We start from the raw sequence: 6,572 nt of genomic DNA on the forward strand, positions 1-6,572 counted from the left end.
GGAGTCAGCAGGTCGATCAAATGCGCGCGCACGCTCTCCACATTCCGCCTACCTAAATGCCGCCACCCCCGCCGCCTCGGGCGTCCAGGTCGTCCTGGACGCCGGAGGCGGGTCACGCTCGAGTTCGACATCTCCGCGGTCCGAACCGGCTGAGTCGCTACCGCGAGGGGACCAGCGTGCGGGACCACAGCGCCTCGCCCCGGCCGTCGCGCAGGTGCACGGTCAGCTCGCCGGTCGGGCCGTCGATGTCGATCTCGCCGAAGTGCTGGAAGCCCTCCAGCGGCGACAGGTTCGCCCGCGGCGGTGCGTGCACGAACACCGCCTCGGGGCCGAACGTCGGGTCCAGCGTGTTCGGCCCGAACGCCCCGGCGTGCAGTGGGCCCGAGACGAACTCCCAGAACGGGTCGAAGTCGGCGAAGGTCGCGCGGTCGGGGGAGTAGTGGTGGGCCGCGGTGTAGTGCACGTCCGCGGTCACCCACACGACGTTGCGCACCCGTCGCCGCGCCAGCGTGCGCAGCACCCCGGCCAGCTCGTGCTCCCGGCCCCCGGGGGCGCCGGGCAGGCCGTTGGCGACGCCCTCGATGGCGGTCCCGTCCGGGACGGTCAGCCCGATCGGCAGGTCCGCGGCGACGATCTTCCACGTCGCCGTGCTGCGGGACAGGCCATCGACGAGCCACCGGGCCTGCCGCGCGCCGAGCACGACTCCGGGCTGGTCCCGGGGGGAGGTGTTCGCGTCCTTGTAGGACCGCATGTCCAGGACGAAGACCTCGAGGTGACGGCCGTAGCGGAAGCCGCGGTAGATCCGCCCGTCGACGCTGCGGTGGCGGTCGATCGGCTGCCACTCGTGGAACGCCCGCAGGGCCCGCGCTGCCAGCACGTCGACCCGCTTCTCGGTGTACTGCGGCAGGTCGAGGATCTCGCCCGGGTACCAGTTGTTGACCACCTCGTGGTCGTCCCACTGCACGACCGAGGGAACACGGGCGGCGAACGCGCGCACGTTCTCGTCGAGCAGGTTGTAGGCGAACTGCCCCCGGTACTCGTCCAGGGTCTCGGCGACCTTGGTCTTCGCCGGCGTGACCAGGTTGCGCCAGACCCGCCCGTCGGGCAGCGTCACCGACTCGACCAGCGGGTTGTCCGCGTACACGGTGTCCCCGCTGTGCAGGAAGAAGTCCGGGCGACGAGCCAGCATGGCCCGGTAGGCGGTCATCCCGCCCATGTCGGGGTTGATCCCCCAGCCCTGCCCCGCCACGTCCCCGGACCACGTGAAGCGTGCGCCGGCCCGGCCAACCGGTGCGGTGCGGAACGAGCCCACCAGCGGCTCGCTGCGGCCGCGCCCGTCCAGGTCCTCGGCGACCACCCGGTAGTGCACCTCCCGGCCGGGCGGGAGGTGGTCCAGGCGCAGCCGGCCGGTGCCGTCGGTGGCCGGGGTGAGCACGGGGCCGCGTAGCCGGCGGGCGTGCCGGAAGGTCGGGTCCGGCGCGACCTCGACCAGCATCCGCGCCGGGCGGTCGGCTCGCGTCCACAGGAGGGCGCCGTCGGTGGTGACGTCGCCGGTCTGCACGCCGTGGGTGAGCACGGGACGGGAGGTGCGCGCGAGCGCCACCTCGGGCAGGGCGAGCGCGGCGGCCGCAGCGCCGGCGCCGAGTCCCCCGGCGCGCAGCAACGTCCGCCGGGTCAGGCTTCGATCAGTGGTCATGCCGTTGTTCTAGTGCCATCCGGGGACGGCTGGAATAACACCGGTTGTCCAGCGGACCAAATGATTCGCCGGACAACCGGGCAGTTGCCCTACAACGCGCCGCCGGCCGCGCGGGGGGCCAGCGGATCGTTGCCGGCGTCCCCCACCGCCTCGCGGGCGAGGAAGTTCTCGATGTCGAACAGGTTGCCCTGCGCCTGCGCCCGCCGGACCACGTTGAGCAGCGTGGTCATCTGGGCCACCTCCTCGACCTGCTCCTTGAGGAACCACTGCATGAACTGCTCGCCCTGGTAGTCGCCCTCGTCCCGGGCGACCTTGGCCAGGTTGACGATCTCCTCGGTGACCTTCCGCTCCTGATCGAGGGCCAGTTCGACGAGTTCGGTCACCTCGTCGAAATTGTTCCGAACGGCGTCCACGCTGGGAATGACCGGCGGGATGTCGTTGTCGAGCAGATACTGGACAATCATCATCGCGTGGTTTCGCTCTTCGAGCGCCTGGCGATAGAAGTGTTTGGCGAGCTGAGGCAGATCGGTGCCGTCGAACCACACGGCCAGGGCTACGTACTGCTGTGATGCGGTGAACTCGTGCCGAACCTGCTCCTGGAGCATGCTGTGGAACTTCGAGAGGTTGCTCGTCTTCGCCATGCCTCCGATAATAGGCGAGAATCGTTCCGAACGCCATTTCGGTGCAATTTAGGCAAGCCTATGGAAATGCAATTCAGGTAAGGCGTTCCTAAGCTGAACGTCAAACAGCGTTGCGCGGTACCGGCCGTCCGTCGACCATGGGGCGATGGCCGGCACCCGTGTCTTCCCCGAGGACGTCCCGACCCTCGTCGACGGCGAGATCGTGCTCCGCGCCCACCGGCTCTCCGACGTGGACGAGATCGTGGAGCAGTGCACCGATCCCGCGAGCATCCGCTGGACCACCGCGCCCGTCCCGTTCGGTCGGCAGGACGCCGTGACGTACACGACGAGTGTTGTGCCCGCCGGCTGGACCGAGGGCACCGAGTTCGGCTTCGCGGTCGAGATCCCGCATCCCGACGGGCGGCGCGCCTTCGGTGGCTCGGTGAGCCTTCGTCCGCGCGGCGACGGCGTCGCCGAGATCGCCTTCGGCCTGCACCCGGCCGTACGCGGCGGCGGCGTCTGCCGTCGGGCGGTGATCCTGCTGGTGGACTGGGGGTTCCGCACCCTGGGCCTGGACGTGGTCACCTGGTACGCCGAGGTGGGCAACTGGGCGTCCCGGCGAGTGGCCTGGGCCAGCGGCTTCAGCATGGACGGCATGGTCCCCGGCCTGCTCCTGCAGCGCGGCGAGCGCAAGGACGCCTGGGTCGGCTCGCTGCGGGCCACCGACGCCCGCGTGCCGAGGCACGAGTGGATCGTCCCGCCGGTGCTCACCACCGAGCGCCTGCGGCTGCGCCCCCTGGTCGCCGCCGACGCCGATCGGCTCGGCGAGATGATGCTCGACGAGCGCTCCCGCTACTTCGGCGGTCGCGTGCGCGGGGTCCGCGAGCTGCGCTCGGGCGAGGCCGCGCTGGGACGGGCCTGGGAGGCGGGTGCCCGCGGCGAGCGCTACGACTGGGCCATCGCCGACCGGGAGACCGATCACCTGCTCGGCCACATCCAGCTCTTCGACCTGGGCGGCCTGGACGACACCGAGGCCAAGCCCGGCTACCAGGTCCACCCGGACGCCCGCGGTCACGGCTACCTGACCGAGGCCCTGGCCGCGGTGACCGAGTGGGCCTTCCGCGCCCCCGCCGAGGACGGCCTCGGCAAGCGCCGGATCTCCCTCACCACGGCGGCGAGCAACAAGGCCTCCCGCCACGCCGCCGAACGCGCCGGCTTCACCCACATCGGCACCGAGCCGGAGGCGTTCACGATCGGCGACACCGGGTTCGACGACATGGCCGTCTACCACCGGCTCAACCCGGCCTGGCGGCCCTGAACGCCGCCCTCAGGCGAAGTGACGCCCGGCCGCCGGCAGCGCGAGCAGCACGATCACCAGCGGTGACCCCAGGACGACGAGGCCGAACCGCAGGAGGACGACCGGCCGGACCCAGGACGGCAACGCGCCGGCCGCGGCGCCGACGACGGCCGACGCGTCCAGGGCGCGGACGGCCGGCTCGTCGGCCCTGGCGAACGCGGCCCTGGTGTAGCGCGCGGCGAACACCTGACCCGCGCAGACCAGGCCCACCGCGACCAGCACCAGCGGCTCGACGACCCACGACAGTAGCCGCCCGGCCCCACTGCCGGCGAGGTTGAGCCCGGCCAGGGTCGCCAACAGCGCGGCGATGCCGAGCGCCAGGACGAACTCCCAGGCCTTCTCGATGAAACCGATCCCGCACCGGGTGAGCGCCTCCGGCGGCGCGCCCTGTCGACGCACCTCGGCCTCGGCGGCGCGCTGCGCGGCAGGCCCGCGTCGGAGCACGGTGACGGGCAGGACGACGAAGGTCGCCGCCAGCAGCAGTTGCAGCGTCGCGGCGAGGACGACGGGGATGGGCACGGCGGGCTCCCGACAGGAATTGAACTAAGTGCAAGTCACCCTAGAAGATCACTTGAACTAAGTGCAACTAGGCTCTGCCCATGCCAAGGGACGGCCTAACCACGGACCAGATCGTCCGCGCGGCGATCGACCTGCTGGACGCCGACGGCCTGGACGGGTTGACCATGCGCGGCCTCGGTCAGCGGCTGGGCTGCGCCGCGACGGCGGTGTACTGGCACGTGGAGAACAAGGACAACCTGGTCCGCCTGGCAGTCGACGAGCTCTGGCGGGAGGTTCGCCTGCCCGACCTCGAGGCGAACGACTGGCGGGCCGCGGCGACGGAGATGGCCACCGACCTGCACGCGATGGTGACCAGACACCCGTGGCTGCTCCAGGCGCTGGCCACCCACCTCGTCTACGGCCCGGGCAAGGCCCGGCACGACGACCACCTGTTCGCCGTCTACGAGCGGGCGGGTTTCGTCGGCGAGCAGGCCGACCGCGCGGTGGGCGCGGTGTTCGTGTTCGTGCTCGGCAACGCGGTCGGGCCGGCGGCCACGGTCGCGCTCAACCGCCGGCTTCGGCGCGACGGCGGCGACGCCGAGCAGGTGCTGGGCGAGGCCGTGGCGCGGGCCACCGACCTCGCCGCGTCCTACCCCCGGCTGAGCGCTCGCCTTCCGTCCCCGACCGACGACGTCAACGCGGTGTTCGCCGGCACGTTCGAGTTCGGCCTCGCCGCGCTGCTCGACGGCCTCCAGGCGCGCCTGCCGGACCAGGAGACAGCCGCCAGCTGATCGAGCCAGTCAACGACACCCGCACAGGCCAGCTCGACCTCGAGCCGCATCGGCACACTTCGTGAAACTACTCCAGGAGTATCTCAAGTTAAGCTCGGTGCATGGCGGTCGATGAGCTCGCGGCTTCGTTGCTGTACCAGGTGATGGCCCTGGCCGGAGAGGTCACTGGCCGGATGCACGACGGCTTGGAGCGGCTGGAGCTCACCGGACCGACGGCGAACCTGCTGTGGATCCTCGACCCGGACGCCGAGCCGCAGCCGCTGCGCAAGCTGGCCGCCCTCATGCGGTGCGACCCCTCCAACATCAGTCTGCTCAGCGCGCAGCTGGAGGAACGGCAACTCGCCGAGCGGCGCCCACATCCTCGGGACGGGCGCGTCCGGACGCTGGTGCTGACCGCCGAAGGCCGGAATGTGCGCGAGCAGCTTCTCGCCGTCGTCGCCAGGCACTCCCCCTTCGCTCACCTCGGCGACGACGAACAGCTGCTCCTGCGGTCCCTGCTCGCCAAGGCGCTCGCCCACCTGTAGCGAGACGACCAGAACTCATTGAGCATTTCCTTGAGATCCTCATGTATTGTTCGGGCATGACCACAGCGGCAGGCGCGAGACGGGTACGACTGACCTCCACGGGAGGTCCTGAGGTGCTCCGGGTGGAGGCCATGCCGGTGCCGGAACCGGGCCCCGGACAGATCCTGATCACCACGGAGGCCGCGGGAGTGGCGTTCCACGACATCTCGACCCGCCAGGGTCTCACTCCCGGGGCTCTCCCGGAGGTCCAGGGGTTCGACGTCGTCGGGCACGTCGCGAGGGTCGGCGCCGGCGTCGCGGAGTTCACCGTCGGCCAGCGCGTCGGCGCCCTGATCGGCGCCGGCGGCTACGCGACACACGTCCTTGCGCCGGCGCTGCGGACCGCCCCGCTGCCCGAGGGACCTCCCGCCGAACACCTCGACGCGCTGATGCTCAACTACCTCACGGCCTGGCAGATGTTCCACCGGGTGGCCAGGCCGGCGCCCGGCGAGGCCGTGCTGGTGCTCGGGGCGGCCGGCGGAGTGGGGTCGGCGTTGTCCCAGATTGCCACGGCGGCGGGGGTCGAGGTCTACGGCACCTCCAGCCCGGGCAGACGCGGCCGGGTCCAGGCAGGCGGCGCCACCTGGGTCGCGGACCAGGCCGCGGTGCCCGTACCGGTCGCGGCCGTGTTCGACCCGGTGGGCGGCCCTTCGCTGGCGCGCTCCCGACGTGCCGCGAAACCGTCGGGTGTGGTCGTGTCGTACGGGTTCAGCTTCGCCACCGGAGTCGGCTACTCCAAAGCCGGCGCCATGGCGCGCACCGTCGGCGCCCTCCTGCGGGCGAAGCTCACGCCGGGTCCCCGTGTGGTCGTGCACACCGTGGCGCGCGCGGTCGACAAGGATCCCGCCGGGTTCCGAGCCGACATCGCGGCACTGGTCGAGCAACTGGCAGCCGGCGCCATCAAGCCCGAGGTCGTCACCCTGCCGCTGGAGCAGGCCGCCGAAGCCCACCGCCGCCTGGAGAACCGCGAGGTCGAAGGCAAACTGGTCCTGGTTCCGTGACCACCTAGGGCACGTCCGCACAGCCCTCGATCGCGGTCTTCGCGCC

General features: G+C 71.5%; 7 protein-coding genes. 4 read left to right on the top strand and 3 right to left on the bottom strand.

Annotation, left to right across the window (positions count from 1 at the left end; all coding sequences use genetic code 11):
• Positions 1-157: 157 nt before the first annotated feature.
• Both BU204_RS07505 and BU204_RS07510 read right to left on the bottom strand, forming a co-directional pair.
• On the bottom strand, positions 158-1,696 hold the full coding sequence (locus BU204_RS07505; RefSeq protein WP_075124806.1) for an alkaline phosphatase D family protein: 1,539 nt from the start codon (positions 1,694-1,696) through the stop codon (positions 158-160).
• Positions 1,697-1,785: 89 nt separating this feature from the next.
• Positions 1,786-2,337: a ferritin gene (locus BU204_RS07510; RefSeq protein ID WP_075124807.1), complete on the bottom strand. Its 552-nt coding sequence runs from the start codon at positions 2,335-2,337 to the stop codon at positions 1,786-1,788.
• A gap of 145 nt (positions 2,338-2,482) precedes the next feature.
• On the opposite strand from BU204_RS07510, the gene BU204_RS07515 reads away from it, so the two are divergent.
• A complete protein-coding gene (locus BU204_RS07515) occupies positions 2,483-3,634 on the top strand; it encodes a GNAT family N-acetyltransferase (RefSeq protein ID WP_075124808.1) in 1,152 nt (383 codons plus the stop codon).
• A gap of 9 nt (positions 3,635-3,643) precedes the next feature.
• Here the strand turns inward: BU204_RS07515 and BU204_RS07520 are convergent, their stop codons facing one another.
• Positions 3,644-4,192, bottom strand: coding sequence for a hypothetical protein (locus BU204_RS07520; protein WP_075124809.1), 549 nt, complete (start codon positions 4,190-4,192; stop codon positions 3,644-3,646).
• A gap of 80 nt (positions 4,193-4,272) precedes the next feature.
• Between BU204_RS07520 and BU204_RS07525 the strand changes: the two genes are divergently transcribed.
• The 3 genes from BU204_RS07525 (at position 4,273) to BU204_RS07535 (ending at position 6,526) form a co-directional block, all read left to right on the top strand.
• Positions 4,273-4,962 carry a TetR/AcrR family transcriptional regulator gene (locus BU204_RS07525; RefSeq protein WP_075124810.1) on the top strand — a complete coding sequence of 230 codons (690 nt, stop codon included), beginning with the start codon at positions 4,273-4,275 and terminating at the stop codon, positions 4,960-4,962.
• Between the two features lie 101 nt (positions 4,963-5,063).
• Complete coding sequence (locus BU204_RS07530; protein ID WP_075124811.1) at positions 5,064-5,486, top strand: MarR family winged helix-turn-helix transcriptional regulator; 423 nt, start codon at positions 5,064-5,066, stop codon at positions 5,484-5,486.
• 56 nt (positions 5,487-5,542) lie between these two features.
• Entirely contained in the window at positions 5,543-6,526 is a 984-nt protein-coding gene (locus tag BU204_RS07535) for a zinc-binding dehydrogenase (protein ID WP_075124812.1), read from the top strand.
• Positions 6,527-6,572 lie beyond the last annotated feature (46 nt).

Source organism: Actinophytocola xanthii, assembly GCF_001921205.1.
Taxonomy (GTDB): domain Bacteria; phylum Actinomycetota; class Actinomycetes; order Mycobacteriales; family Pseudonocardiaceae; genus Actinophytocola; species Actinophytocola xanthii.

Excerpts from the sequence above, each read along its gene's own strand:
- BU204_RS07505 (WP_075124806.1), bottom strand. The coding sequence starts at position 1,696 with ATGACCACTGATCGAAGCCTGACCCGGCGGACGTTGCTGCGCGCCGGG.
- BU204_RS07510 (WP_075124807.1), bottom strand. The coding sequence starts at position 2,337 with ATGGCGAAGACGAGCAACCTCTCGAAGTTCCACAGCATGCTCCAGGAG.
- BU204_RS07515 (WP_075124808.1), top strand. The coding sequence starts at position 2,483 with ATGGCCGGCACCCGTGTCTTCCCCGAGGACGTCCCGACCCTCGTCGAC.
- BU204_RS07525 (WP_075124810.1), top strand. The coding sequence starts at position 4,273 with ATGCCAAGGGACGGCCTAACCACGGACCAGATCGTCCGCGCGGCGATC.
- BU204_RS07530 (WP_075124811.1), top strand. The coding sequence starts at position 5,064 with ATGGCGGTCGATGAGCTCGCGGCTTCGTTGCTGTACCAGGTGATGGCC.
- BU204_RS07535 (WP_075124812.1), top strand. The coding sequence starts at position 5,543 with ATGACCACAGCGGCAGGCGCGAGACGGGTACGACTGACCTCCACGGGA.